Annotated in this window: 23 protein-coding genes; 13 read left to right on the top strand and 10 right to left on the bottom strand. The window is 64.3% G+C overall.

Features of this window, described 5'->3' with window-relative positions; all coding sequences use genetic code 11:
• The first annotated feature begins 6 nt into the window (after positions 1 to 6).
• The 6 genes from tsaE (at position 7) to NKH98_RS18650 (ending at position 9,772) form a co-directional block, all read left to right on the top strand.
• A complete protein-coding gene (gene tsaE, locus NKH98_RS18675) occupies positions 7 to 1,518 on the top strand; it encodes a tRNA (adenosine(37)-N6)-threonylcarbamoyltransferase complex ATPase subunit type 1 TsaE (RefSeq protein WP_352900482.1) in 1,512 nt (503 codons plus the stop codon).
• 41 nt (positions 1,519 to 1,559) lie between these two features.
• A complete protein-coding gene (locus NKH98_RS18670) occupies positions 1,560 to 2,318 on the top strand; it encodes a nucleotidyltransferase family protein (protein WP_352900479.1) in 759 nt (252 codons plus the stop codon).
• Positions 2,315 to 5,452 carry a double-strand break repair protein AddB gene (addB, locus tag NKH98_RS18665; protein WP_352900477.1) on the top strand — a complete coding sequence of 1,046 codons (3,138 nt, stop codon included), beginning with the start codon at positions 2,315 to 2,317 and terminating at the stop codon, positions 5,450 to 5,452. Before NKH98_RS18670 ends, addB begins: the two co-directional genes overlap by 4 nt.
• Positions 5,449 to 8,961 carry a double-strand break repair helicase AddA gene (addA, locus tag NKH98_RS18660; protein ID WP_352900474.1) on the top strand — a complete coding sequence of 1,171 codons (3,513 nt, stop codon included), beginning with the start codon at positions 5,449 to 5,451 and terminating at the stop codon, positions 8,959 to 8,961. The genes addB and addA overlap by 4 nt, the downstream gene beginning before the upstream one ends.
• A 73-nt stretch (positions 8,962 to 9,034) precedes the next feature.
• Complete coding sequence (gene trxA / locus NKH98_RS18655; protein WP_023677558.1) at positions 9,035 to 9,358, top strand: thioredoxin; 324 nt, start codon at positions 9,035 to 9,037, stop codon at positions 9,356 to 9,358.
• Between the two features lie 132 nt (positions 9,359 to 9,490).
• The gene (locus tag NKH98_RS18650) at positions 9,491 to 9,772 is read left to right on the top strand and encodes a cupin domain-containing protein (RefSeq protein WP_023718287.1); all 282 of its coding nucleotides are present in this window, start codon (positions 9,491 to 9,493) and stop codon (positions 9,770 to 9,772) included.
• A 48-nt stretch (positions 9,773 to 9,820) separates the two neighbouring features.
• Here the strand turns inward: NKH98_RS18650 and NKH98_RS18645 are convergent, their stop codons facing one another.
• The 6 genes from NKH98_RS18645 to NKH98_RS18620 all read right to left on the bottom strand — a co-directional run bounded on the left by NKH98_RS18645 (position 9,821) and on the right by NKH98_RS18620 (position 15,440).
• Positions 9,821 to 10,240, bottom strand: a complete 420-nt coding sequence (locus tag NKH98_RS18645; RefSeq protein ID WP_352900472.1) for a VOC family protein — start codon at positions 10,238 to 10,240, stop codon at positions 9,821 to 9,823.
• Positions 10,241 to 10,302: 62 nt separating this feature from the next.
• Complete coding sequence (locus NKH98_RS18640) at positions 10,303 to 11,628, bottom strand: bifunctional folylpolyglutamate synthase/dihydrofolate synthase (RefSeq protein ID WP_352900469.1); 1,326 nt, start codon at positions 11,626 to 11,628, stop codon at positions 10,303 to 10,305.
• A gap of 62 nt (positions 11,629 to 11,690) precedes the next feature.
• A complete protein-coding gene (gene accD / locus NKH98_RS18635) occupies positions 11,691 to 12,617 on the bottom strand; it encodes an acetyl-CoA carboxylase, carboxyltransferase subunit beta (RefSeq protein ID WP_352900466.1) in 927 nt (308 codons plus the stop codon).
• Between the two features lie 37 nt (positions 12,618 to 12,654).
• Positions 12,655 to 13,494 (bottom strand): tryptophan synthase subunit alpha, encoded by an 840-nt coding sequence (gene trpA, locus NKH98_RS18630; RefSeq protein ID WP_352900464.1) that lies wholly within the window; start codon positions 13,492 to 13,494, stop codon positions 12,655 to 12,657.
• Between the two features lie 2 nt (positions 13,495 to 13,496).
• Positions 13,497 to 14,747: a tryptophan synthase subunit beta gene (gene trpB, locus NKH98_RS18625; RefSeq protein WP_352900462.1), complete on the bottom strand. Its 1,251-nt coding sequence runs from the start codon at positions 14,745 to 14,747 to the stop codon at positions 13,497 to 13,499.
• A gap of 33 nt (positions 14,748 to 14,780) precedes the next feature.
• Positions 14,781 to 15,440, bottom strand: coding sequence for a phosphoribosylanthranilate isomerase (locus NKH98_RS18620; protein ID WP_352900512.1), 660 nt, complete (start codon positions 15,438 to 15,440; stop codon positions 14,781 to 14,783).
• A 164-nt stretch (positions 15,441 to 15,604) separates the two neighbouring features.
• Between NKH98_RS18620 and NKH98_RS18615 the strand changes: the two genes are divergently transcribed.
• Positions 15,605 to 15,823, top strand: coding sequence for a hypothetical protein (locus tag NKH98_RS18615; protein WP_352900460.1), 219 nt, complete (start codon positions 15,605 to 15,607; stop codon positions 15,821 to 15,823).
• Between the two features lie 8 nt (positions 15,824 to 15,831).
• On the opposite strand, the gene NKH98_RS18610 is transcribed toward NKH98_RS18615, so the two are convergent.
• From NKH98_RS18610 to NKH98_RS18595, 4 genes are all read right to left on the bottom strand, one after another.
• The gene (locus tag NKH98_RS18610; RefSeq protein ID WP_352480203.1) at positions 15,832 to 16,590 is read right to left on the bottom strand and encodes a M48 family metallopeptidase; all 759 of its coding nucleotides are present in this window, start codon (positions 16,588 to 16,590) and stop codon (positions 15,832 to 15,834) included.
• A 97-nt stretch (positions 16,591 to 16,687) separates the two neighbouring features.
• Positions 16,688 to 17,164, bottom strand: coding sequence for a DUF2852 domain-containing protein (locus tag NKH98_RS18605; protein WP_352900459.1), 477 nt, complete (start codon positions 17,162 to 17,164; stop codon positions 16,688 to 16,690).
• Between the two features lie 116 nt (positions 17,165 to 17,280).
• Complete coding sequence (locus NKH98_RS18600) at positions 17,281 to 18,423, bottom strand: benzoate/H(+) symporter BenE family transporter (protein WP_352900456.1); 1,143 nt, start codon at positions 18,421 to 18,423, stop codon at positions 17,281 to 17,283.
• A gap of 4 nt (positions 18,424 to 18,427) precedes the next feature.
• Positions 18,428 to 19,195, bottom strand: coding sequence for an alpha/beta hydrolase (locus NKH98_RS18595; RefSeq protein WP_352900454.1), 768 nt, complete (start codon positions 19,193 to 19,195; stop codon positions 18,428 to 18,430).
• A 214-nt stretch (positions 19,196 to 19,409) separates the two neighbouring features.
• Between NKH98_RS18595 and infC the strand changes: the two genes are divergently transcribed.
• From infC to pheT, 6 genes are all read left to right on the top strand, one after another.
• Complete coding sequence (infC, locus tag NKH98_RS18590; RefSeq protein WP_023677573.1) at positions 19,410 to 19,946, top strand: translation initiation factor IF-3; 537 nt, start codon at positions 19,410 to 19,412, stop codon at positions 19,944 to 19,946.
• A gap of 202 nt (positions 19,947 to 20,148) precedes the next feature.
• A complete protein-coding gene (locus NKH98_RS18585; RefSeq protein ID WP_254815960.1) occupies positions 20,149 to 20,790 on the top strand; it encodes a methyltransferase family protein in 642 nt (213 codons plus the stop codon).
• A 191-nt stretch (positions 20,791 to 20,981) separates the two neighbouring features.
• Complete coding sequence (gene rpmI / locus NKH98_RS18580) at positions 20,982 to 21,185, top strand: 50S ribosomal protein L35 (RefSeq protein ID WP_006201248.1); 204 nt, start codon at positions 20,982 to 20,984, stop codon at positions 21,183 to 21,185.
• Positions 21,186 to 21,222: 37 nt separating this feature from the next.
• Positions 21,223 to 21,624: a 50S ribosomal protein L20 gene (rplT, locus tag NKH98_RS18575; protein WP_006201247.1), complete on the top strand. Its 402-nt coding sequence runs from the start codon at positions 21,223 to 21,225 to the stop codon at positions 21,622 to 21,624.
• Positions 21,625 to 21,720: 96 nt separating this feature from the next.
• Positions 21,721 to 22,806: a phenylalanine--tRNA ligase subunit alpha gene (gene pheS, locus NKH98_RS18570; protein ID WP_352800736.1), complete on the top strand. Its 1,086-nt coding sequence runs from the start codon at positions 21,721 to 21,723 to the stop codon at positions 22,804 to 22,806.
• Positions 22,807 to 22,915: 109 nt separating this feature from the next.
• Positions 22,916 to 25,324, top strand: a complete 2,409-nt coding sequence (gene pheT, locus NKH98_RS18565; protein WP_352900451.1) for a phenylalanine--tRNA ligase subunit beta — start codon at positions 22,916 to 22,918, stop codon at positions 25,322 to 25,324.
• The last annotated feature ends 35 nt before the right edge of the window (positions 25,325 to 25,359 follow it).

Here is a 25,359-nt window from a genome sequence, read left to right as displayed (position 1 = left end):
CGTTCGATGGCGGTATTGGTGCTGGAGCGTTTTCTCGCCGACGAGGCTGCGACGGCAAGGCTCGGCGAGGATCTTGCCATGTCGCTGCGCATTGGCGACGTACTCGCTCTCAAGGGCGATCTCGGCGCCGGCAAATCGACCTTGGCACGGGCGCTGGTCAGGGCACTGGCCGACGATGCCGGCCTCGACGTGCCGAGCCCGACCTTCACCCTGGTTCAAAGCTACGACACGCGTGTGCCGGTCCATCATTTCGATCTCTACCGCCTGGGCACGGCATCCGAGCTGGACGAGCTGGGCTTCGACGAGGCGGTGACACAAGGGGCTGCGCTGGTCGAATGGCCGGAGCGGGCAGAGGCATATTTGCCGAAAACCTCGGTGCTGGTCGAACTTCTCCAGCAGGGCGGCGGCCGACTGGCGAGACTGTCGGGAGAGGGTGCCACCTTCGAGCGCGCGGCGCGATCGCTGGCGATGCGCGATTTTCTCGGGCAGGCCGGTTGGGGCGAAGGGCAGCGGCGATATTTCATTGGTGATGCCTCGGCTCGCTCCTACGAGATCGTCACGCTCGCCGGATTTCCGCCGCGCGTGCTGATGAACTCGCCAAGGCTGGTGCTCGGACCGCCAGTCCGCGACGGCAAACCCTATGCCGAGATCGCCCACACCGCGCAATCCGTTTCGGCTTTCGTGGCCATTGACCGGGCCTTGCGGGCCGGCGGCGTCAGCGTCCCGGAAATCCACGCCCAGGACCTCGACCAGGGTTTTCTCCTGCTGGAACATCTTGGTTCCCAAGGATTTCTGGACAAGCGCGGCCAGCCGGTGGCCGCGCGTTATGCGGCGGCGGCCGAACTGCTTGCCATGATGCACGGCAAAACATGGCCGGCCCGCATGCAGGCCGGCCCCGGCGTCTTCCACGAGGTGCCGCCTTTCGACCGCGACGCCATGATGATCGAGGCCGAATTGCTGGTCGACTGGTATGTCCCGGCGATTTCAGGCGCTCCGCCAAGCGAGGCGCTGCGCGCCGGCTACCGCAGCGAATGGAATGCGGTGCTCGATCGGCTCGAGGGGCGCGAATACACGCTGATGCTGCGCGACTTCCATTCGCCCAACCTGATCTGGCGCGCTGACCGTTCCGGTCATGACCGCCTCGGCGTCGTCGATGTCCAGGATGCGCTGATCGGACCGTCCGCCTACGACGTCGCATCGCTCGCCATGGACGCGCGCGTCACCATTTCACCTGAAATCGAAAAGCACACGCTCGCCGCCTATATCGCCGCGCGGCGCGCGGCCGGCGTCTTCGACGAGGACGAATTCCTCGAAACCTATGCAATCATGGCCGCACAGCGCAATTCCAAGGTACTCGGCATCTTCGTGCGGCTCGAAAAACGTGACGGCAAGCCTTATTATCTGAAGCATCTGCCGCGCATCCGCGACTATCTTCGCCGGGCGCTGGCGCATCCGGCGCTGGCCGGGCTGCAGGATTTCTACATCGCCCACGGCTTGCTGGAGGAACGCTCAATTTGACGGCTAAGGATTCAGGCCTGGCGGTGTCGGACGAGGGACCGATGCCAACGACCGCCATGGTGCTCGCCGCCGGGCTCGGCAAGCGTATGCGGCCGATCACCGACACCATGCCAAAGCCGCTGGTCAAGATCGCCGGCAAGACATTGCTCGACTGGGGGCTGGATTGCCTAGTCGAAGCCGGCGTCGCCAAGGCCGTCGTCAACGTCCATTACCTACCGAAACAGATCGTGGACCATGTAGCCCGCCGCAGTGCGCCGAGAATCGTCATTTCGGATGAGAGCACCAGCCTGCTCGACTCCGCCGGTGGTATCGTCAAGGCATTGCCCAGCTTGGGGTCGCCGTTTTATGTGCTCAACGCCGACACCTTCTGGATCGACAGCGGCGTTTCCAATCTCAGGCGTCTTGCCCTTGCATGGGAGGGCGCGACAATGGACATTCTGCTGATGCTTGCGGATCTCCAGTCGGCAACCGGACATAGCGGCGGCACCGATTTCCTGATGGCGCCGGACGGCGCCTTGCGGCGTGCGAACAACGATCCGGCCGGCCTGATCTATGCCGGCGCCGCAATCATCCATCCGCGCATCTTCAAGGATGCGCCGGCCGGCCCGCTGTCGCTCAACGCCTATTTCGACGCGGCAATCGCCGCCGGCCGTCTGTTCGGCATGAAGATGCAGGGTCACTGGATCACTGTCGGCACACCTGACGCGATCCCGCGGGCGGAAGCAGCGGTCGCCGCCGCGCTTGCCGGCACGCCCAATGCTGTTGCTGAGGCACCCGGCGCTCTTACCGAGTCGAAATGAGCGGCTCCCGCCGCGTTTTCTCGATCCCGCCCGGAGCGCCGTTCCTGCCGACGCTGGCCGAGGCGCTGCTTGCAGGGCGCCTGGTTCCCGGCTTTGCCTACGATGGCGATCCGCTGATGCTGGCCGATCTCACCATCTATGTGCCGACGCGCCGTGCGGCGCGGGCGCTTCGCGGCGAATTCGTCGATGCTCTCTCGCGCTCGGGAAGCCGCTCGGCGATCCTGCCGGTCATCCGCCCGCTTGGCGAATTCGACGAAGATGAAGCGGCCTTCGAGGCAGGAGCTTCGGCCGCCATCGACCTTGCGCCGCCGATCGCTGCGGTAGAGCGCCTGCTGCTGCTTGCGCCGCTGGTGCGAGCGTGGAAACGCCGCCTGCCGGCACATGTCGCCGCATTGTTCGACGAGGAGATCGTCATCCCGGCCTCCGCCGCCGACGCCATCTGGCTGGCGCGCGACCTGGCGCGGCTGATGGACGAGATCGAGACCGAGGGCACGGATTGGGCGAGGCTCGCCGACCTTGTGACCGGCAATCTCGCCGGTTGGTGGCAGGTGACGCTCGATTTCCTGAGCATCGTGACCGAGAACTGGCCGAAGCTGCTCGAGGAACGCCATCGCTCCAATCCCGCCGCGCATCGCAATGCCCTGATAAGGCTGGAGGCGGCGCGGCTCAGACGCAATCCGCCGGCCGGGCCGGTGATCGCCGCCGGCTCCACAGGATCGATCCCAGCTACGGCCGAGCTGCTTGCCGTGATCGCCGGTCTGCCCAATGGCGCCGTTGTGCTGCCCGGGCTCGACCGGACACTGGACGAGCCGTCCTTTGCCGCCATCAGTGCACTCGGTGCGCGCCCGGCCGTCCTTGGCCACCCGCAATACGGCCTGGCAAAGTTGATCGGCAAGATCGGCGTGCCGCGCGCCGATGTCGAGGACCTTGCTGTTGCGCCGCGGCCGCTTGCATTGCGCGCCGCACTCGTCGGCGAAGCGCTTCGCCCGGCGGAGACTACCGAGCTCTGGGCCGAGACGCGCGCCCGCTTTACGGCCGGTGATATTGCCGAGGCCTTCGCTGACGTGACGCTTCTCGAAGCCGCCAGCGAACGCGATGAAGCCGTGGCGATCGCCGTCGCGCTCAAACAGGCCGTCGAACGGCCCGGCCAGCGCGCCGCGCTGGTCACCGGCGATCGCGCGCTGGCGCGGCGCGTCTCGGTCGAGCTGTTGCGCTTCGGCGTCGCCGCCGACGATTCCGGGGGCACGCCGCTCATCAACACGCCAGCCGCCAGCCTGCTCAGGCTGGCGCTTCAGGCAGCCTTCCGCCCGGGCGACCCGGTCGCCTTGCTGTCGCTGCTCAAGCATCCGCTGCTAGGCCTCGGCCGAGAGCGGGCAAGCGTGCGCCATGCGGCCGAAATCGTCGAACTCGTGGCGCTGCGCGGTGGCACGGGGCGTCCGGACGTCGCGTCGCTGCCGCAGCTCTTCGACACCCGGCTCCTCGAATTCGACGGCGGCGGCAATCGCCGCCCGCCTTTCTGGCGATCGCGCCTCTCGGTCAGGCGCATCGAACAGGCGCGCGAACTGCTGGTTCGGCTAACGGCTGCGCTGGCGCCGCTGGTTGCTTTTCGCGGCGAGGAGGATGCCGATCTTGCCACGCTTGTGCGTGCCAGCGTCGTTGCGCTCGAAAGCCTCGGACGCGCCGCCGACGGCAGCCTGAGCGAACTCTATGCCGGCGATGCCGGCGAAAAGCTTGCCGAGCTCTTGCGCGGGCTGGTCGCGGCCTCGGTGTCGTTCTCCTTCGCGGCTGACGAATGGCCTGACGTGATGGAGGCGCTGATCGCGCCCGAGATGGTCAAGCCGGCGCAAGGCACCGACAGGAACATCGCCATCTGGGGGGTGCTGGAAGCGCGGCTTCAGGATGTCGACACGCTGGTCGTCGGCGGGCTCAACGAAGGCGTGTGGCCGCGCAAGCCGGAGAGCGACCGCTTCATGTCGCGGCTGATGAAGACCGGCATCGATCTTGAACCGCCGGAGCGGCGCATCGGCCTTGCCGCCCATGATTTCCAGATGGCCATGGGCGCCAAGAAATTGGTGCTGGCCCGCTCCGCCCGTTCCGGCGACGCACCGTCGGTGCCCTCGCGCTGGCTGCAGCGTATCCTTACCTTCGTCGGCGAGGACCATGCTACGGCACTTCGCCGGCGCGGCGATGAACTGCTTGCCTGGGCGCGTGTGCTCGATGCCGGCGAAAAGCAGGACTTTGCGCCGCGGCCGCAGCCGAAACCGCCGCTCACCGTACGGCCGCACCACTTCTCGGTCACCGAGATCGAAACGCTGCGTCGCGATCCCTATGCGGTCTATGCCAGAAGGATACTCGGCCTGATGCCGCTCGATCCGGTCATTCGCGATCCGGGCGCTGCCGAGCGTGGCACGCTGTTTCACGCAATTCTGCACCTCTTCTCAGCGAGGGTGGCCGACCCGCGCGCGCCGGAGGCGCTGGACGGGCTCATCGCCGCAGGCCGCTCCTGCTTTGCCGAGGCTGCGCTGCCCGCCGATGTCGAGGCGGTGTGGTGGCCACGCTTCGAAAAGCTTGCCGCCGGCATCATCGAATGGGAGCGCGGCCGGGCCGCAGCCGTGGCACGGCGGCACGCCGAGGAACGCGCCGAAAAGACCGGGGTCGGCCGATCCGGCGTAACCCTGTCCGGCTATGCCGATCGCATCGATCTGCTGGCTGGCGGAATGGCCGACATCCTCGACTACAAGACCGGCTCGTCGCCATCCAAAGCACAGGCGCACACGCTGCTCGCGCCGCAACTGGCGCTGGAGGGCGCGCTGCTCAGGCGCGGCGCTTTCAAGGAGCTTGGCGCATGCGAGCCGTCGCAACTGGCCTTCGTGCGGCTGAGGCCGAATGGCGAAGTGTTCGAGGAATCCATCCTCGAATACAACCGCAGGCCGCGAACCGCTGCCGATCTCGCCGAAGAAGCGTGGGCGCGGCTGGAAAAACTGCTGATCCACTACGCCGACCCGGCGACCGGTTATCTGTCGCGGGCGCTGCCGTTCCGCGAGGGCGAGACCGACGGCGACTATGACCATCTCGCCCGCGTGCTCGAATGGTCGGCCGGCGGCGACGCCGATGATGAGGGAGGGGAGGCATGAAAAAGGCCTACCCCATTCCAAGCGACACTGCCGCGAGCCAGGCAAGCGCGTCCGACCCGCGCAATTCCGCCTGGGTGTCGGCCAACGCCGGATCCGGCAAGACCCATGTACTCGCCCAGCGCGTCATCCGGCTTCTGCTGCGTGGCACCGATCCGTCCAAGATCCTGTGCCTGACCTATACGCGTGCCGCCGCCGCCAACATGTCGAACCGGGTGTTTTCGACCCTGTCGCAATGGACGACCTTGGGCGATGCCGAGCTCTCGACACGGATAGAGGCGCTGGACGGCCGCCAGCCCGACCGCGAAACCATGCGCCGGGCGCGGCGGTTGTTTGCGGAGGCGCTGGAAACACCGGGCGGGCTGAAGATCCAGACCATCCACGCCTTCTGCGAATCGGTGCTGCATCAGTTCCCGCTGGAAGCCAATATCCCGGCGCATTTCGAAATGCTCGATCCGCAAATGGAGGCTTCGCTGTTCGCCGCCGCCCGCCGCGACATGATTTCGGGCGGCGTTGCAGGCGATGCGGCGTTGGCCGAGGCCTTCGCCACCGTGCTTGAGCGCGGCGGCGAACATGGGCTCGACGCACTGCTGGCCGAGATCGTGCGCAAGCGCGATGGTTTGCGTGCGTTCATCGCCGCGGCCGGCGGCGATGGTTTTCAGGCACTGTTCGACGCGTTTCAGTTCCGCGCCGGCCAGACGGCCGAAGGCATAGCCGCCTCCGTCTGGCCGCTGCCCGGCTTCCTGCCGGATTATCTCGTCACCTTTTCACGGGCGGCCGAGGCCGCCGATGCGCGCGTGGTGCTGAACAATATGCTGCCATACGCCCGTCTCGCCTTCGCCGAGGAGCATCCGGTGCGTCGCCTGAATTTGCTCTCCAAGGCTTGCCTGAGGGCCGATGGCGAGCCCTACGATCCGGCAAAGACGTTCAAAAGGGCATTGCTTGACCGGTTGCCCGATCTTGCCGAACGATATCTGGCGGCGGTCGACGCCATTCTCGAAATCTCCGACCGGCTGGCCTTGTTCAGGATGCTGGAAGGCACCCGTGCGGCGCTGACCATCGCCGACTGGCTGATCGCCCGCTACGAGCAATTGAAGCGCGCCCGCGGCTTCCTCGACTTCAACGACCTGATCACCCGCACGGTCCATCTACTGGCGCGGCCCGACGCCGGCCCATGGGTGCAATACAAGCTCGACCAGGGCATCGACCACATCCTCCTCGACGAGGCGCAGGACACCAGTCCCGACCAGTGGGAGGTGGTCAAGCGGCTGGCGGAGGAGTTCTTTGCCGGACTCGGCGCACGCGACACCGTCCACCGCACCATCTTTGCGGTCGGCGACGAAAAGCAGTCGATCTATTCCTTCCAGGGAGCCGCCCCGGACTCCTTTGCCGACAGCCGGCTTTTGTTTGCCGGCAAAGTCAGATCCGCCGCCGCCGCCTTCGCCGATCTCAAGCTGACCTGGTCGTTTCGCTCGACCGAAGACGTGCTTGCGGCGGTGGATCGTGTCTTTGCCGACCCGAACGTGCGGCGCGGCATCAGCCACGATCCCGATCCGCTCGACCACAAGGCGATCCGCAACGATGCGCCGGGCTATGTCGAGGTCTGGCCCTCGCTCGGCGCCGACATCGTCGACGAACCGGACGACTGGACGCAAGCGGTGGATCACGCCCACGCACCGGCGGTGCGCGTTGCCGAAAACGTTGCAGCGACCATTGCCGGCTGGATCGGCGGCGGCGAGGTCATCGAAGGGCGTGGCAAGAAACTCCGGCCCGGCGACGTGCTGGTGCTGGTGCGCAAGCGCGACCGCTTCGTCCATGCGCTGACGCGGGCGTTGAAGCGCCGCGACATCCCCGTGGCCGGCGCTGACCGGCTCAGTCTGCCTGGCCATATCGCGGTGAAGGACCTGATCGCACTCGGTCATTTCCTCATCCAGCCCGAGGACGATCTGTCGCTGGCCGCCGTGCTGCGCAGCCCGATCTTCGATGTCTCGGAAGAGCAGCTTTTCGCGCTTGCTGCGGGGAGGCCGTCGGGCGTCTCGCTGATCGCCTCGCTGCGCCGGCATGCCAGCGAAAGCGAGGCATTGGCCGCCGTCGTCAGCCGGCTCGACACATGGTCGAACGAGGCCGCATTCAAGCCGGTGTTCGAATTCTATGCTGCAGCTCTCGCCCGCGATGGCCTGCGCAAGAAGATGATCGCGCGGCTCGGGCCGGAGGCCGGCGACATCCTCGACGAATTCCTGAATTTCTGCCTGGCCGAGGAGCGGACCGGCCTGCCGGGACTGGAATCCTTCCTGTCGACGTTGGAAAACGCCGGCCCCGAGATCAAGCGCGAAATGGACCAGACCCGCGATGAGGTTCGCGTCATGACCGTGCATGCCGCCAAAGGCTTGGAGGCGCCGGTGGTATTCCTTGTCGATGGCGGCTCCGCGCCGTTCAGCGACCAGCATCTGCCGAGATTGATGCCGTTCGAAGGCTCGGGCGACTGCTGGGAGGGCAAGGGTTATCTCTGGCGTTCAGCCAGCGATGTCGCCAATGGATTTTCACGCGCCGCATCGGCCCGCGCCCGAGAGCTCGCCGACGATGAATATCGCCGGCTGCTTTATGTCGGCATGACCCGCGCCGAGGATCGGCTGATCGTCTGCGGCTACCATGGCAAGCGGGCGCCGAATACCGGCACCTGGCATTCGATCGTCAGCCGCGCACTGGTCGGTGCCGCGGAGAGCGAAGCACGCCGGCATCCCGCCACTGGCGAGACCGTGCATCGTTTCCAGGAGACGAAATTGCCGCCCATGCCACTGGCGTCAGTGGATGAGGCACGACAGGCTGAACGCTTTGCGCCATTGCCGGAAACCCTGTTCCAGCCTCTGCCGCCCTTCGAGGAATTGCCGCAGCCGCTCTCGCCGTCCGGCGCCTCGGTGCTGATCGACGAGGCGCGGCAAGCGGTGGCCGACACGCGTTCGCCGGTGCTGGATGCCGACGCCGAGCCCGGCTTTGCCGTCGTGCGCGGGCTGGCGCTGCACAAATTGCTGCAGATGCTGCCCGGCATCGCCGAGGGCGAACGCCAGGATGCCGCCGAACGCTATCTGGCAAGAGCCGGCGCGGCATGGCCCGACGACGAGCGCGACAAGGCCTTGGCTGGCGTTTTCAGAATTCTTGCCGACAGCCGCTTTGCGCCGCTGTTTGCACCGAACTCGCGCGCCGAAGTCGCCATCATGGGCAGCCTGGAGGTGAGGGGCAAACTGCGCTCGATTTCCGGCAAGATCGACCGGCTGGCAGTAACGCCGGACAAGGTTTCGATCGTCGACTACAAGACCAATCGGCCAGCGCCGGCTAAGCTCGCCGAAGTGCCGCAAGCCTATGTATTGCAGCTCGCACTCTATCGCGCGCTGCTTCAGCCGCTCTATCCGGGACGCGAGGTCTCGGCGGCGCTGCTGTTCACCGAGGCGCCGCGGCTGATCGAGCTGCCGGCAGCGGCCATGGGCGACGCGCTTGCTAGACTCACGGGAGCGTGACACAACACTTGCTTGAAGACGGACGCGATCACCACCACATTTGGTGCGACGAACAAATCGAAAGGATCTCAGCATGGCCACCGTCAAGGTCGACAAGAGCAATTTCCAAGCCGACGTGCTCAACGCCAAGGAGCCGGTCGTGGTCGATTTCTGGGCGGAATGGTGCGGCCCGTGCAAGATGATCGCCCCGGCGCTCGAGGACATCGCCATCGAACTCGGCAGCAAGATAAAGATCGCCAAGCTCAACATAGACGAGAATCCTGAGCTGGCCGCGCAGTTCGGCGTGCGCTCGATCCCGACGCTGATGATCTTCAAGGGCGGCGAAGTCGCCGACATGAAGGTCGGTGCTGCGCCGAAAACGGCATTGTCGCATTGGATCAACGGCAGCCTCGCCTGATCCGATCAGAATTTTGCAGAAAAGCCCGGCCTCGCGCCGGGCTTTCTTTTGCTGGCGTCATTGGTGGGGCGCTCTGGCACTCGCGGCTTGCCGCCCGGTATTCTTCTGTTCTGAATACAAAGGAGAAGCGATATGACCGGATCCGCCAAGGCCACCGTCTTCATCGACAATGAGCGCGTCATTGTCACCGAATACCGCTTCGCCCCGGGCGACAACACCGGCTGGCACCGCCATGGCCACGACTATGTGATCGTGCCGTTGACCGACGGCAAGGTGAAGCTCCTGACCAAGGATGGGGAATCCTTCGCCGAGATGAAGAAGGGCGCGCCGTATTTCCGCAACGAGGGCGTCGAACATGACGTTATCAGCGCAAACGATGGCGAATTCGCGTTCATCGAGGTCGAACTGAAGTAGTCCACCAACCACCGGCTGCGCCGCTACAATTGTCCGGCGCGGCGCTATTCACCAATCCGCGATACGATCGCCGCCGACGAATTGTGCGCTTTTCTCAGTGTATTCGAACAGTTCGATCTTCACACCGTTGGGGTCGCGGATCCAGGCCTGGTAGGTGTCATCGCACGCGCGTTTCTTGGAAGTGACATCGACCCCCTTTGACCTCAGATGGGCGATCGCGGCGTCGATGTTTTCCACTTCGAGGCAGAAGTGGTTGATCTGGTTCAAGTCGCTATAGCTTGCGCCGTCTTTCTGGAACACCTCGACGTGGCTACGGCTGCCGCAATTTAGGTAGAAGCCGAAAGTCTTCCCGTCGCGCAGGAAATTGAACTGAGTGTCCATGCCGAGGACGTCCCGATAGAAGCTTCGCGTCATCTCCAGGTCATTCGCGAAAATGCAAACATGTGCGAGCTGCTTTACCTTGATCATGATTGGCTCCTCGCGGTGATCTGACAGGTGTGGCGTCATCGCGGCCCGGGCGAACGCACGCCTCAGGTTGGCGGCGTGCCGTTTTCGGCCAGTACCGCGCCGGCCAGGTAAAGCGATCCGCCGATCAGGATGCGTGGCGGCGGTCCGTCCCATGTATCGCGCAGCAGCATCAGTGCGTTTGCAACGGAACTGACCGGTTCGGCCGACAAGCCTGCCTCAATGGCGCGCGTCGCCAGTTCGTCGTTCGGCACGCCGGCGTCGCTCATGCTCACCGGCACGGTGTAGACGTGCCGCACCAGCCCTTTGAAGGCCCGGAAATAGCCGCTCTGGTCCTTGGTGTTGATCATGCCCGAGATCAGGAACAGCGGCCGCGGGTTCTTTTCCTCCTGCTCGGCCAGCGCCTCAGCAACGACCACGCCGGCGCCGGGATTATGGCCGCCGTCGAGCCAGATGTCGGCGCCCTTCGGCGCCAGTTCGCTCAGCCGGCCTTGCGGCAGCTTCTGCATGCGGCCCGGCCAGGCGACATTCGCCATCGCCTTCTCGGCAGCGCGGTGGCTGATCTCGAAGCCGGCCGCCTTGACTGCCGCGATCGCCGCCGCTGCATTGGCGAATTGATGGCGCCCCGGCAGGCGCGGCGGCGGCAGGTCCATCAATCCATCTTCGTCCTGATAGACCATGCGGCCGTTTTCCTCATAGGCAAGGAAATCCTGGCCATAGACGAAGGCGGGGCAGTCGAGCCGTTCGGCGGTTTCGATGAGCACCTGCTGGGCCGTCTCGCTTTCCTGCGCGCCGATGACGACCGGGCACCCGCGCTTGATGATGCCGGCCTTTTCGGCGGCGATCAGCTCGACGCGGTCGCCGAGATAGGCTTCGTGGTCGAGGGAGACCGGCATGATCACCGACACGGCCGGCTCGGCGATGACATTGGTGGCGTCGAAGCGGCCGCCGAGGCCGACCTCAAGGATGACGGCATCGGCCGGATGTTCGGAAAACAGCAGGAAGGTGACGGCGGTGAGGATTTCGAAGACGGTGATCTTCTGGCCTTGATTGGCCTCGGCGACCCGGGCGATGGCTTCGGCGAAGACCTTGTCGTCAACCAGCCTGCCGCCGCCATCGGCGGCCAGCCGGTAGCGCTCGTGCCAGTTCACTAAGTGTGGCGAAGTGTGGACGTGGACGCGGTAGTCGGCTGCTTCGAGCAGCGCCCGTGAAAAGGCGGCACAGGAGCCCTTGCCATTGGTGCCGGCGATGTGGATGACCGGCGGCAGCTGGTCCTGCGGATTGCCGAGGCGTTCGAGCAGCCGCGAAATGCGGTCGAGCGAAAGGTCGAAGCCCTTCGGGTGAAGCGCCATCAGGCTTTCGATTTCGCGGTCGGCAGCAAGCGTGGTCATGGGAGAATCCTAGGCGTGTGCGCAACGGCACACAACAGCCGCTCGCGCCGCGTGATGTCGCGTCAGGCGTGCGGCCGGGCTTCGGCCGGAATCAACGACGGCGGCAGGATCTCCGGCTCCTGCGGTTTTTGCTCCTCCGGCAGCTTGAGCAGCATTCTCAGCAGCCGCGCAATCGTCTGGCGCATCTCCAGCCGTGACACCACCATGTCGACCATGCCGTGTTCCATCAGATATTCGGCGCGCTGGAAGCCTTCGGGCAGTTTTTCCCTGATCGTCTGCTCGATGACACGCGGTCCGGCAAAGCCGATCAGCGCGCCTGGCTCGGCAATATGCACGTCACCCAGCATGGCGTAGGAAGCGGTGACGCCGCCGGTCGTCGGGTTGGTCAGGACGACGATGTAGGGTAGGCCGGCCTCCTTCAGCCTGTCGACGCCGACCGTGGTCCGCGGCAACTGCATCAGCGACAGGATGCCTTCCTGCATACGGGCGCCGCCGGAGGCCGCAAACAGGATCAGCGGCCGCTTGCGCTGCAAGGCGACCTCGAAACCATGCACGATGGCGTCACCGGCGGCCATGCCGAGCGAGCCGCCCATGAAGGCAAAATCCTGCACCGTCACCACCACCGGCACGCCTTCGACCGTGCCCAGCGCATTGATGATGGCGTCTTCCATGCCGGTCTTGGCTTTGGCATCCTTCAGCCGGTCCACGTAGCGCTTCTCGTCGCGGAACTTGAGCGGATCCTGAACGACCTTGGGGTTCTCGAGCGTCTCGTATTTGCCCTCGTCGAGGAAGAATTTCAGCCGTTCCTTAGCCGATATCTTCATATGGTGGCCGGAGGACGGGATGACGAACTGGTTCTGCTCCAGATCCTTATGGAACACCATTTCGCCGGTCTCGGGATCCTTGATCCACAAGTTTTCCGGCATGTCGGTGCGGCGGCCGAGCATCGAATTGATCTTCGGACGGACGTAATTGGTGATCCAGTTCATCGCTTCGGCTCCTGTCCCTTAAGAAGACGTAGGAAGATTATTCGGCGGCAGCAAGGCGAGCCGCGCGAACCCCTTGCGAAAGCCCGCTGACCAGCGTGGCGACGGCCTCGGCCGGATCGGCGGTCTTTTCGCCCTTCGGCCCGAGCACGTTGGCGACGGCATTGACAATCGCGGTGCCGACAACGACGCCATCGGCCGACGCGCCGATGATGCGCGCCTGCTCTGCTGTCTTGACGCCGAAGCCGACGCAGACCGGCAGGTCGGTATGGCTCTTGATGCGCTTGACAGCTGCCGCCACCTTGCCGGTGTCGGCCAGCGCCGAACCGGTGATACCGGTCATCGACACATAATAGACGAAGCCGGAGGTGTTCTGCAGCACCTTGGGCAGGCGCTTGTCGTCGGTGGTCGGCGTCGCCAGCCGGATGAAATTGACGCCGGCCTTGAGTGCCGGGATACAAAGTTCCTCATCCATCTCCGGCGGCAGGTCGACGACGATCAGCCCGTCTATGCCGCTGGCCAGCGCGTCGCTCAGGAAGCGCTCGACGCCGTAGATGTAGATCGGATTGTAATAGCCCATCAAGACGATCGGCGTTTCACTGTCGCCGGCGCGGAATTCCAAGGCCATCTTCAGTGTCTTGACCAGTGTCTGGCCGCCCTTCAGCGCCCGCAGGCCGGCCGCCTGGATCGCCGGGCCGTCGGCCATCGGATCGGAAAACGGCATGCCGAGCTCGATGATGTCGCTGCCGGCGCCGGGCAGCGCCTTCATGATCGAGAGCGACGTGTCGTAGTCAGGGTCGCCGCCCATGAAATATGTTACGAGTGCCGGTCGGCCCTCGGCCTTCAGCTTTGCCATGCGGCGGTCGATACGGGTGGCCATGATCAGATCTCCATGCCCAGCATATTGGCCACCGTATGCACGTCCTTGTCGCCGCGGCCGGACAGGTTGACGATGACGATCTGGTCCCTGTCCATGTCAGGCACGATCTTCACCGCCTGTGCGATAGCATGGGCCGATTCAAGCGCAGGAATGATGCCCTCGACGCGTGTCGTCAACTGGAACGCCTCCAGCGCCTCGCTGTCGAGGATCGGCACGTAGTCGACGCGGCCGGAATCGCGCAGCCATGAGTGCTCCGGCCCGACGCCGGGATAGTCGAGGCCGGCCGAGATCGAGTGGCCGTCCATGATCTGGCCGTCGGCGTTCTGCAGGAGGTAGGTACGGTTGCCATGCAGCACGCCGGGCGCGCCGGCACTCATCGAAGCGCAATGCTCGATGCCGTCGAGGCCGCGGCCTCCGGCTTCTACGCCGATGATGCGCACCCCACTGTCGTCGAGGAAGGGATGGAACAGGCCGATAGCGTTGGAACCGCCGCCGACGCAAGCGATGATGGTGTCCGGCAGCCGGCCCTCCTGCTCGAGGATCTGGGCGCGCGCCTCGGTGCCGATTACCGACTGGAAGTCGCGCACCAGCTCCGGATAGGGGTGCGGGCCGGCGGCGGTGCCGATCAGATAATAGGTATCCTCGACGTTGGTCACCCAGTCGCGCAGGGCCTCGTTCATGGCGTCCTTCAGCGTGCCGTGGCCGGACGTCACCGGCCGCACCTCGGCGCCCAGAAGCTTCATGCGAAAGACGTTGGGGCTTTGCCGGGCGACGTCGGTCGCGCCCATATAGACGATACAAGGAAGCCCGAAGCGCGCCGCGACCGTGGCGGAAGCGACGCCATGCTGGCCGGCACCGGTCTCTGCGATGATCCTCGTCTTGCCCATGCGCTTGGCGAGCAGGATCTGGCCGAGGCAGTTGTTGATCTTGTGCGAGCCGGTGTGGTTCAGGTCCTCGCGCTTGAAATAGACCTTTGCGCCGCCCCCGAGGCCCTTCGCCGAGGAGACCTCACGAAGATGCCTGGTCAGGCCTTCAGCGAAATAGAGCTTCGACGGCCGCCCGGCGTAATGCGTCGAGAGATCGGTCAGTTCGGCCTTGAAATCCGGGTCGTTCTTGACCTCGTTCCAGTGCCGCTCCAGCTCGAGGATCAGCGGCATCAGCGTTTCGGCAACGAAACGACCGCCAAAAATGCCGAACATGCCCTGCTCATCGGGGCCGGTGCGGAAGGAATTCGGTATCGCCGGCTTGTCCATCGCCGATCTCCTGGTCTGAGGTTTGAAGCGTGGTCAGGCGGCGCGGTTGTCGCGTGCTGCCCCGACGGCGCGGAAAAATTGTTCGATCAGCGCCGGTTCCTTGACGCCCGGCGCGCTCTCCACGCCCGAGGAAACATCTATTCCGGGCGGGTTCGCCAGCCGAAAGGCGTCGCCGATATTGCCGGCATTGAGCCCACCGGAAAGCATGTAATCAACGCCGGCGTCAAGGCCAGCCAGAATGCGCCAGTCGAAGGCAAGACCGTTGCCGCCCGGCAATTCCGAACCCTTAGGCGGCTTGGCATCGAACAGAAAGCGGTCGGCAATGCCGATGAAAGGTTTGACCCGCGCGAGATCGGCAGCCTCACTGACCGGCAGCGCCTTCATCACCGGCAAACCGTAGCGGGCCTTCACCTCTGCCACCCGCTCGGGGGGCTCGGCGCCGTGAAGCTGCAGCATGTCGGGCTGCATCTTTTCGACGATCTCGTCCAGGAACGCATCGCTGGCGTCGACCGTCACGGCAACCGCCTTGGCCTTGCCGCGCGCTGCTTCGCGCAGGCGGCCGGCTTCCGCCGGCTCGACATAGCGCGGGCTTTTGGCAAAGAAAATGAACCCGACATGGCTGGCGCCGCTGGCCAATGCCGCAGCCAATGCCTTGTCGGTCTTCAACCCGCATATCTTGATGTCGAGCGCCATGGCGCGGGATTGGCACGAAACGGCCAAAGAGTCGAGAAAAAGCATCCTGTTTGCCGCCGGCGCGGAACGCGCTACCTTGCTAATGTAAGAGCGGAACGCGCTACCTTGCTAATCTAAGAGCGCAACGCCACTTGCTCAGGCACAAAGGCGGGAGAACAAAGACCATGCCGGAAAAGACCGTCGCGGAACTCAGGCAAAAGCTGGCGCAGGCCCATGAGGTCATCGCTCATTTGATAGACAAGGCGGCTTTCAACGGCGCCGAGGCGCACCGAGCCCTGGCTTATTTCAGCAACGAGACGTTCGAGAAGGATTTTCTGCCCTGGCCCCGCCACGTCGATGAGGGGTTGCGGCCGGAGGAGTTGAACGCGGCGAATGACGATTGATCGGACAACTACTCGAACGCGATCGCCTGCAGCGCGCCGCCATTGCGCTTGAGCCAATCCTTGCAGCGCTCGGTATCCGGGCAAAGCTGCTCGCATAACTTCCAGAATTTCGGCCCGTGGTTCATCTCCTTGAGATGCGCCACCTCGTGCGCGACGAGGTAGTTTATCACCGGCCGTGGCGCCATCATGATGCGCCAGGAAAACGACAGATTGCCGTCCGACGTGCACGACCCCCAGCGGCTCGACGTATCCTTGAAGCGGATCGCCTTGGCGCGCTTGCCGACCGCCGCACTGTGCTTGGTCACCAGCGCTTCGATCTCGCGCTTGGCTTCGCGCTTGAGGAAATCGGCGATGCGGCGCGGCAGATGCACGCGTTCGCCATGCACGATCATCAGCGGCCCGCGCTCGTCGCGCGACAGCGTGACGGTGCCGCGTTTCGACGGTTCATGGACGATGCGATGCGGCACGCCGCGCACCGGTATCTTGATGCCGGGCCGGACCTGCGGCCGGTTGGGCACTTTGGCCAGCCTTTGCTCCAGCCAGTCCTGATGGCGGTCGAGAAATTTTTCCACCTCGCCGCGCCGCAGCCCCGGCGGCACGGTGATGCGCAGACCACGGCCGCCGGAATCGATGCGCAGCGTCAGGCGCCGCGCCCGGTCGTTCTCGACGATCTTGAGCGGCAGCGTGCGGCCGGCAACGCAATGCTCGCGCTCCACGACGGGCGTGGGCTTGGGTTTCGTCGGGGTGCGAAAGAAGCCGAAGGACATTTCGGGACGATACGTGATTCGAGGGAAACGACTAGAACAAAAAAGAAACGGCGCCGCTGACGCGACGCCGTTGGATTATCTATCTGCGCACGGGACCTTACTCGTCGAGCAGGCCTGGCGTGGACTTGCCGCTGGGTTTGTTGTTTGTCGTCGATCCGGTCGTGGGCGATGTCGTCTTGTTGCGATTGGCCATGAAGCGATCGAACTCTTCCTGATCCTTGGCGCGGCGCAACTCGCGGGCATATTCGTCGAACTCGCTCAGCATCTCGTCGAGCTTGCGGCGTTCCTCGGCAAGCCGCTCGAGTTCCTTTTCGCGCCAGTCGTCGAAAGCGACGTTGCCGGTGCGGGCGGAGCCATGACCCCAGCGCGCGGCCTTGTCGGAACCGCGGCGGCAACCGGCGAAGATGCCGTCGGTGGCGCGGTTGACGTCGCGCTTGAAGCCCTCGAGCCGGTCGCCCCAGATGATGTAGGCGAGCATGGCCAAACCGAGCGGCCAGAACACCATGAACCCGATCACCATCAACGCGATGGTCGCCGGCGTCCAGGCCGGACGGATCAATGCAGATGTGTTCATTTCTCCCAATCCTTCAGTTGGAGACAGCCAAATCCGGCTGCGTTGAATCGAAATGGGATGGAGAAAACGGCGATTCAAGACAGCGATCGCCAAAACCGGACAAGCGGCTGAAATGATTATCGCTTTTTAAGATTTTCGAGGAAAAGCACGACTAATCCGGCAATCAGCCCCCAGAACGCCGCGCCGACGCCGAACAGCGTCAGCCCCGATGCGGTGACGGCGAAGGTGACCGTGGCGGCCATCCGCTCGTCCTCGTCTTTCAAGGCGATCGACAATGCATTGGCGAGCGGCGCCATCAGCGCCAGGCCGGCGACCAGCGCGATCAGGCTCTGCGGCAATACGGCGAAGATCGCCACCAGCGAGGCGCCGAACAGGGCAAAGACGAGATAAGCCAACGCATAGAACGGCCCGGTCTTCCAGCGCTCGGCCGGATCGGGATGCACGTCGGGCCCGGTGCAGATCGCCGCCGAGATTGCCGCCAGATTGGTGGTCGAGGCGCCGAACGGCGCCGTCAGCAGCGAAAACAGGCCGGTGACGCCGATCAGCGGCCCGGGTTCGGGATGATAGCCGGCTGCCCTCAGAACGGCGAGGCCGGACAGGTTCTGCGAGGCCATGGTGACGAGGTAGAGCGGCAAGGCGAGGCCGATGATTGCAGTGGCGGTGAACTGCGGCATCACCAGCGTCAAGCTCGAGAGTTCCGGTGCCGGCAGACCGCCGACCCGGCCGGTGAGGAAGGCGGCGAGACCGCCGCCGATCAGCACCAGCAGCACCGACAGTGCCGGGTTGAACAGGCGGATGACGAAGAACGCCGCAACCAGCGGCAGGATCAGCCAAGGGTCGACGGGAACGGTCTTGACCGCATTGATGGCGAAGGTGACGACGATGCCGGCCAGCATTCCGGATGCGACGGACGCCGGTATTCTGGCGATCAGCTTGGTCAAGGGCCCGAACAGGCTTGTGGTGATCAGCAGGACCGCGGTGACGACGAAGGCGCCAACCGCCTCACCCATTGAAAAGCCGGTCGACGCGGCGATCAGCGCCACGCCTGGCGTCGACCACGCGGTGATGACCGGCATTTTTGTGCGCCAGGACAGCCACAGGCTCTCGATCGCCATCGCCAGGCAAAGCGCCGTCACCCAGCTTGCGGTCTCGACCTGCGTTGCGCCGACCGCCTTGGCGGCGGCAATGACGATGGCCAGCGTACCGCCGAAGCCGACGATCGCCGCGACGAAGGCGGACACCGGAATGGAAATGCGCATGCCTCTATCCCGCCTGCCGCACCATAGCGTCCACCGTCCGCACCAGCATGTCGAGATCCTGTGGCCGCGACAGGCGGTGGTCGCCGTCCGGGATGAGCGACAGCGTGACGTCGTCGGCCGGCAGCAGGCTGACCAGCTTCAACGCATGGCTCGACGGCACGTCGGGATCGGCCAGGCCTTGCAGGATGTGGACCGGACAGTGCGTGTCGATCGGCCCGGTCATCACCCGGTTGTTGCGGCCGTCCTCGATCAGTGCGCGCGTGTAGATGTACGGTTCGGCGGAATAGTCCGACGGCTCTTCGAAAAAGCCATTTTTCCTGAGGTCGCGCTTCTGCGCCCCGGTCAGCACCGGCTCCACCAGTTCGAACGTGAAATCGGGCGCCGGCGCCAGCAGCACAAGGCCGGCGACGCTGTTCTCGCCCGCCTTGCGCAACTCCTGCACCATGCGCAGCGCGATCCAGGCGCCCATCGACGAACCGACCAGGATTTGCCTGCCCCGGGTGAAGCGGCGGAAAACCGCCAGGCTCTCGCCCAGCCATTTCGAGATGGTGCCGTCGGCAAAGGCACCACTCGATTCGCCGTGGCCGGAATAATCGTGGCGCAGGAAGGCGCGGCCTTCTTTGCGCGTCCATTCCGACAAGGTTTCGGCCTTGGTGCCCAGCATGTCGGATTTGTAGCCGCCAAGCCACACGATGCCGGGCTCGGCACCTGCCGCATGCCTGACGGCGATGCTCGTCCCGTCGACGTCCAGGAAGATCGGGGTGGTGCTCATGGTGTATTCCCTCACGCCGGTCTTTTGGCACAAGCGGGGGTTCAACGAAAAGTGCTCTGCTACTTTCTTCGCTTGGTGCAGAGGAGCATTCATCGGGCAGGTGATTTCCTGAGAATGCTGTGCTATTGACTCCGACCGCGCGCTCACCACATTGCGCGTTCGCAATTCTGAATTGAAGAACCCCTTAACGAAACGGCTCAAGGAGACCACGACCATTCGCAGACCTTTCAAAGCAGCGGCGCCCACCAAGGAAGGCCCGCGCTCCAACCGTGACATCCGGGTTCCCCGGGTCCAGCTAATCGACGCCGAAGGCCAGAACCGCGGCGATGTCTCCATCAACGACGCATTGCTGCTCGCCGAAGAGGCTGGGCTCGACCTGGTCGAGATATCGCCCAATGCAGTGCCGCCCGTCGTAAAGATCCTCGATCTCGGCAAGCTGAAATACGCCAACCAGAAGAAGGCGGCCGAGGCGCGCAAGAACCAGAAGGTCATCGAGATCAAGGAGATCAAGATGCGCCCGAACATCGACAGCCACGACTACGAGACCAAGATGAAGGCTGTCCGGCGCTTTTTCGAGGAAGGCGACAAGGTCAAGCTGACATTGCGCTTCCGCGGTCGCGAGATGGCGCATATGGAACTCGGCATGCAGCTTCTGAACAAGGTTCGCGAGGAAGTGGCGCCCATCGCCAAGGTCGAAGCCGAACCGAAGCTCGAAGGCCGCCAGATGATGATGGTGCTGGCGCCCCGCTAAAGCGCGTTGCGCTTTAGTTCTGTTTTGTGCATGTCGTTGTCGCAAAACCGCTGCGCACTTTTGGGCGACGTGCATAAAATCCGCCTGAATCATGTTGCAAGGCGTCCCGGCGATCGGCGGGGCGCCTGTTTTCTTGGCCAGACGCTGCGATCGCCGGCGAGAGCAAAGACGCTCTGGTTCCCTCGACGATCGGATTCCCGACATGGTCAATGACGTCAAGCATTCGGAAGCCAAATATGGGCTGGGCAGCTACCAGCACACGCGCAGGATGGTGCTTGCCGTCGTCGTCGTCGTCCTGTTCGCGATGCTTTTGTTCGGGCAGTCGGTTTTTCCGCCCGATACGCCTGTGCATGAAACGATCGAAATGGTTGGCGTCGTGCTGATCTTTCTCGGCATCGTCGGACGCTTGTGGTCGACGCTCTATATCGGCGGTCGCAAATCCTCCGAAGTGGTGACCGGCGGCCCCTATTCGATCACCCGCAACCCGCTCTATGTCTTCTCTACTTTAGCTGCCGCCGGTGTCGGCGCACAGATCGGCTCGATCACCGCCACGATCGGCTTTGCAGCGCTCTGCGCTGGTGCCTTTTACATCGTTATCCTGCGCGAGGAGAAATTCCTCAAAGAGGTTCTCGGCGCGCCATACCAGGCCTACCTGGCGAAAGTGCCGCGCTTTTTTCCGAAGCTGTCGCTGTACCAGGAAGGCGACACCGGCGGCTTCAAGCCGCGCCTGCTGCGAACCACGCTGCTGGACGGTCTGGTCTTCCTGGTTGCCTTGCCGGCTTTCGAACTGATCGACGGCGCCCAGCAGTCCGGCATATTGCCGGTGCTGTTCCGTCTCCCCTGAGTGCAGTGTTGCTGAGTACAGTGTTGCTGGGCACGGGGTGTTGCGCGCCAGCCCGCTTTGACGTATAGGACCGCCGTTCCCAAAAAACCGCCCGGCAGGGCATGCCGTGGCGGTTTCATTTGCTTTTCGGGCTTTGGTCGGCCTGAAGCGAACAAAAAGCGCATTGGTGCGCATATAAACGGAGTAGCAAAATGCCCAAGATGAAGACCAAGTCGGCCGCCAAGAAGCGGTTCAAGATCACAGGTACGGGTAAAGTTCTGTCGGCTGCGGCCGGCAAGCGTCACGGCATGATCAAGCGTTCCAACAAGTTCATTCGAAATGCCCGCGGCACGATGGTTCTGGCTGAACCGGACGGCAAGAAGGTCATCAAGAATTTTCTGCCGAACGGCCTTTAGAGCATTCGGCCTGGACAACGTTTAAGGAGATCATGACATGGCACGCGTAAAGAGAGGCGTCACCTCGCACGCCAAGCACAAGAAGGTCCTGAAAGCCGCCAAGGGTTTTTACGGCCGTCGCAAGAACACCATCCGGATCGCCAAGCAGGCGGTGGAAAAGTCGCTACAGTACGCCTATCGCGACCGCAAGAATCGCAAGCGTTCGTTCCGCGCGCTGTGGATCCAGCGCATCAATGCGGCGACGCATGAGCATGGCCTGACCTACGGCCGCTTCATCGACGGTCTCAACAAGGCTGGCATCGAGATCGACCGCAAGATCCTGTCGGATATGGCCATCCACGAGCCGCAGGCCTTCGCCGCACTCGTGGCCAAGGCCAAGGTCGCGCTCGAATATCTCAAGAACACCACGCCGAATGCTTTTGAAAGCGCTGTCGCTTAAGACCAGCGCTTCCCAAGCTATTCGACACTTGATTTGGGAAACCCGCGCTGGCAGGGCTGGCGCGGGTTTTTCTTTGCTTCCAATCGGATCTGGAACATGAGTGACATGGAAACTCTCGAACATTCCCTGATGGCCGAGATTGCCTCGGCCGCCGACGAGCAGGCGATCGAGGCGGTGCGTGTCTCGGCCCTCGGCAAGAAGGGCTCGGTTTCCGAGATGCTGAAGACGCTTGGCTCGATGAGCGCCGAGGAGCGCCAGGTCAAGGGCCCGGCGATCAACGGCCTCAAGAACCGCGTCACCGAGGCGCTTTCTGTTCGCCGCGCCGAGCTGAAGGACGCGGCGATTACGGCCCGTCTCGCCGCCGAGAAGGTTGACGTGACGCTGCCGGTCAGGCAATCGCCGGCCGAGCGCGGCCGCATCCATCCGATCAGCCAGGTCATCGACGAGATCGCGGCGATCTTCGGCGATCTCGGCTTTGCCATCGCCGAAGGTCCCGACATCGAGACCGACTATTACAACTTCACCTCGCTGAACTTCCCGGAAGGCCACCCGGCGCGCGAGATGCACGACACCTTCTTTTTCCAGCCGGACGCGCAGGGCGAACGCAAGCTTTTGCGCACCCACACCTCGCCGGTGCAGATCCGCACCATGGAGATGCAGAAGCCGCCAATCCGCATCGTCATCCCCGGCAAGACTTATCGGCAGGATTCCGATGCCACCCACTCGCCGATGTTCCATCAGGTCGAGGGGCTGGTGATCGACAAATCGGCCAATGTCGCCAACATGAAGTGGGTGCTGGAGGAGTTCTGCAAGGCCTTCTTCGAGGTGCCGAGCGTGAAGATGCGCTTCCGGCCGTCCTTCTTCCCGTTTACCGAGCCCAGCCTCGAGGTCGACATCCAGTGCGATCGTTCGCGGCCGGGCGAGGTGCGCTTCGGCGAAGGCTCCGACTGGATGGAGATCCTCGGCTGCGGCATGGTGCACCCCAATGTGCTCCGTTACGGTGGCCTCGATCCTGACGAATACCAGGGCTTCGCCTGGGGCATGGGCATCGACCGCATCGCCATGCTGAAATACGGCATGCCGGATCTGCGCGCCTTCTTCGACGCCGATGTCCGCTGGCTTTCGCATTACGGTTTTAGGCCGCTCGACATGCCAACGCTGTTCGGTGGCCTGAGCGCGTGACGAGCGGGCTGCAGCAGCAAATCCGCGGACAGCTCGCCTTCCTGCACATGTCGGACGCGCGGCCGCATAGCTTCAAGTGCAACGTGCCCAGACCAGACGGAACACAGTCATGAAACTCACCCTCTCCTGGCTCAAAGACCATCTCGAGACCGACGCCTCGCTGGCGGAAATCGTCGAGCGTCTCACCTCGATCGGCCTTGAAGTCGAGCATGTCGACGACCGGGCGAGCCTAGCCCCCTTCGTCATCGCCAAGGTGGTGACGGCGGTGCAGCACCCAGATGCCGACCGGCTTCGCGTGCTGACCGTCGACACCGGCGACGGCAAGCCGCCGGTGCAGGTCGTGTGTGGAGCGCCGAACGCCCGCGCCGGCCTGATCGGCGCCTTTGCGGCACCGGGCACCTATATCCCCGGCATCGACGTGACGCTGACCGTCGGCAAGATCCGTGGCGTTGACAGCCACGGCATGATGTGCTCCGAACGTGAGCTCGAATTATCCGAAGAGCATGACGGCATCATCGACCTGCCGGCCGATGCGCCGGTCGGCACCAGTTTCGCCGCCTATGCCCATCTCGACGATCCGCTGATCGAGATCAATCTGACGCCGAACCGGCCGGACGCCACCAGTGTCCATGGCATCGCCCGGGATTTGTCGGCGAGTGGGCTTGGCACGCTGAAGAGCGCGCCGATAGAGCCGATCCCCGGCAAAGGCGCGACGCCGATCAAGGTGACGATCGAAGCGCCGGAGCTCTGCCCCGGCTTTGCCCTGCGCCTGGTGCGCGGCGTCAAGAACGGACCGTCGCCGAAATGGCTGCAGCAAAGGCTTCTCGCCATCGGCTTGAGGCCGATCAGCGCGCTCGTCGATATCACCAATTACGTCACCTTCGACCGCGGTCGGCCGCTGCATGTTTTTGACGCTGGGAAGGTCACCGGCAATCTCACCGTGCGCCGGGCGCGTGACGGCGAAAAGGTGCTGGCGCTCGACGGCCGCGAATACACGCTGACGCCTGAGATGTGCGTGATCGCAGACCAGGACGGCATCGAATCGATCGCCGGCATCATGGGCGGCGAGCATTCCGGGTGTGACGAGAACACCACCGATGTGCTGATCGAGTCGGCGCTTTGGGACCCGATCGCCACCGCCCGCACCGGCCGCACGCTCGGCATCATCAGCGATGCACGCTACCGCTTCGAGCGTGGCGTCGACCCGGAAATGATGGTTCGCGGCGTGGAGCTGGCAACGAAGCTGGTGCTCGATTTCTGCGGCGGCACGCCGGCGCAAACCGAGGTCGTCGGCTATGCCGGCCATCGGCCGAAGATCGTCTCGTTCCCTTTGTCGGAAGTGAGGCGGCTGACCGGCATCGAAGTGCCGCGCTCGACGAGCCTCGACATTCTTGCCCGCCTCGGCTTCAGGCCGGAGGGCACGGGCGATGTCGTCAATGTAGCGGTCCCGTCCTGGCGACCGGATGTCGACGGCAAGGCCGACCTGGTCGAGGAGGTCATGCGCATCCACGGCGTCGACAATATCGCGCCGCAGCCGCTTGGTTCGCACGATGCGGTCAACGCCAAGATCCTGACTGTGCTGCAGATCCGCACCCGCGCCGCCAAGCGGGCGCTTGCCGTGCGCGGCATGATGGAGGCCGTCACCTGGTCGTTCATTCCGGCAAAACACGCCGAATTGTTCGGCGGCGGCCAGCAGGCGCTAAAGCTTGCCAACCCGATCGCGGCCGATATGTCGGACATGCGGCCGTCGCTGCTCCCGGGGCTGATCGCGGCAGCGCAACGCAATGCCGACAAGGGCATCGGCGATGTCGCGCTGTTCGAAGTGTCGGGCACTTATGAGGGCGACGGCGCCGACCAGCAGCGGCGCGTTGCCGCCGGCGTGCGGCGCGGCACCGCCAAGCTCGAGGGCCCCGGCCGCCATTGGGCGGGCAGCGCCGGCGCCGTCGGCGTCTTCGATGCCAAGGCCGATGCGATCGCAGCACTCGAAGCCTGCGGCGCGCCGGTCGAGCGGCTGCAGATCGAGGCCGGCGGCCCGGCCTGGTATCATCCCGGCCGCTCCGGCACGATCAAGCTCGGGCCGAAGGTCGTGCTCGGCACATTCGGCGAATTCCACCCGAAGACGCTGGAAGGGCTTGACGTCTCCGGCCCGCTCTGCGGCTTCGAAGTATTCATTGATGCGGTGCCCGAGCCGAAGGCCAAGCCGACGCGGACAAAGCCAAGGCTCGATCTGTCCGCCTTCCAGGCGGTCAAGCGCGACTTCGCCTTCGTCGTCGACAAGGCGGTCGAAGCCGGCACACTCGTTCGCGCCGCCCTAGCCGCCGACAGGAAGCTGATTTCCGGCGTCTCGGTGTTCGATGTTTTCGAGGGTGCAGCCCTCGGCGCGGCGAAGAAATCGATCGCCATCGAGGTGTCGATCCAGCCGGTCGAAAAGACGCTGACCGATGAGGATTTCGAGGCGCTGGCCAAGCGCATCGTCGAGAATGTGCACAAGCAGACCGGCGGCGTGCTGCGCGGCTGAGGGGTTGCGAGCGCCTGGCGAATCGCCGTCCAAAG

Source organism: Mesorhizobium sp. M0833 (assembly GCF_040319905.1).
GTDB lineage: Bacteria > Pseudomonadota > Alphaproteobacteria > Rhizobiales > Rhizobiaceae > Mesorhizobium.
Note: the sequence above shows the minus strand (reverse complement) of the source record. Positions and strands in the feature narration are given on the sequence as shown.

Coding starts and splice junctions, on each gene's coding strand:
- rpmI (WP_006201248.1), top strand. CDS start 20,982: ATGCCCAAGATGAAGACCAAGTCGGCCGCCAAGAAGCGGTTCAAGATC.
- rplT (WP_006201247.1), top strand. CDS start 21,223: ATGGCACGCGTAAAGAGAGGCGTCACCTCGCACGCCAAGCACAAGAAG.
- NKH98_RS18615 (WP_352900460.1), top strand. CDS start 15,605: ATGCCGGAAAAGACCGTCGCGGAACTCAGGCAAAAGCTGGCGCAGGCC.
- NKH98_RS18620 (WP_352900512.1), bottom strand. CDS start 15,440: ATGGCGCTCGACATCAAGATATGCGGGTTGAAGACCGACAAGGCATTG.
- addB (WP_352900477.1), top strand. CDS start 2,315: ATGAGCGGCTCCCGCCGCGTTTTCTCGATCCCGCCCGGAGCGCCGTTC.
- NKH98_RS18605 (WP_352900459.1), bottom strand. CDS start 17,164: ATGAACACATCTGCATTGATCCGTCCGGCCTGGACGCCGGCGACCATC.
- trxA (WP_023677558.1), top strand. CDS start 9,035: ATGGCCACCGTCAAGGTCGACAAGAGCAATTTCCAAGCCGACGTGCTC.
- tsaE (WP_352900482.1), top strand. CDS start 7: ATGGCGGTATTGGTGCTGGAGCGTTTTCTCGCCGACGAGGCTGCGACG.
- NKH98_RS18670 (WP_352900479.1), top strand. CDS start 1,560: ATGCCAACGACCGCCATGGTGCTCGCCGCCGGGCTCGGCAAGCGTATG.
- accD (WP_352900466.1), bottom strand. CDS start 12,617: ATGAACTGGATCACCAATTACGTCCGTCCGAAGATCAATTCGATGCTC.
- NKH98_RS18600 (WP_352900456.1), bottom strand. CDS start 18,423: ATGCGCATTTCCATTCCGGTGTCCGCCTTCGTCGCGGCGATCGTCGGC.
- NKH98_RS18645 (WP_352900472.1), bottom strand. CDS start 10,240: ATGATCAAGGTAAAGCAGCTCGCACATGTTTGCATTTTCGCGAATGAC.
- addA (WP_352900474.1), top strand. CDS start 5,449: ATGAAAAAGGCCTACCCCATTCCAAGCGACACTGCCGCGAGCCAGGCA.
- NKH98_RS18640 (WP_352900469.1), bottom strand. CDS start 11,628: ATGACCACGCTTGCTGCCGACCGCGAAATCGAAAGCCTGATGGCGCTT.
- NKH98_RS18610 (WP_352480203.1), bottom strand. CDS start 16,590: ATGTCCTTCGGCTTCTTTCGCACCCCGACGAAACCCAAGCCCACGCCC.
- NKH98_RS18650 (WP_023718287.1), top strand. CDS start 9,491: ATGACCGGATCCGCCAAGGCCACCGTCTTCATCGACAATGAGCGCGTC.
- pheS (WP_352800736.1), top strand. CDS start 21,721: ATGAGTGACATGGAAACTCTCGAACATTCCCTGATGGCCGAGATTGCC.
- trpA (WP_352900464.1), bottom strand. CDS start 13,494: ATGGCCACCCGTATCGACCGCCGCATGGCAAAGCTGAAGGCCGAGGGC.
- trpB (WP_352900462.1), bottom strand. CDS start 14,747: ATGGACAAGCCGGCGATACCGAATTCCTTCCGCACCGGCCCCGATGAG.
- NKH98_RS18585 (WP_254815960.1), top strand. CDS start 20,149: ATGGTCAATGACGTCAAGCATTCGGAAGCCAAATATGGGCTGGGCAGC.
- NKH98_RS18595 (WP_352900454.1), bottom strand. CDS start 19,195: ATGAGCACCACCCCGATCTTCCTGGACGTCGACGGGACGAGCATCGCC.
- pheT (WP_352900451.1), top strand. CDS start 22,916: ATGAAACTCACCCTCTCCTGGCTCAAAGACCATCTCGAGACCGACGCC.